Source organism: Paraburkholderia sp. SIMBA_030 (assembly GCF_046535245.1).
GTDB lineage: Bacteria > Pseudomonadota > Gammaproteobacteria > Burkholderiales > Burkholderiaceae > Paraburkholderia.
In genome coordinates, this window is sequence record NZ_JAWRXB010001712.1 from 1 (window position 1) to 233 (window position 233).

Annotated in this window: 1 pseudogene; it reads left to right on the forward strand. The window is 44.6% G+C overall.

Annotation, left to right across the window (positions count from 1 at the left end):
• Positions 1 to 233: pseudogene (locus SB772_RS45855) on the forward strand (hypothetical protein); the annotation flags it as partial.

Here is a 233-nt window from a genome sequence, read left to right on the forward strand (position 1 = left end):
GGGCTTATCGTAGTGGATACTGCCACCTATTTTACGACTTTTGGCCAAGTCATTATTATGGGGCTGATACAAATTGGCGGTATGGGTATTTTGACCTTTGTGACCTATTTTAGTTATTTCTTTAAGGGCGGTGTCAGCTATGAGACGCAAGCCAGCATCAGCGAGATGTCTTACATGCGCGGTATGGGTGATGTGGTGTCGACACTCAAGTCTATTTTATACGTCACGTTTGC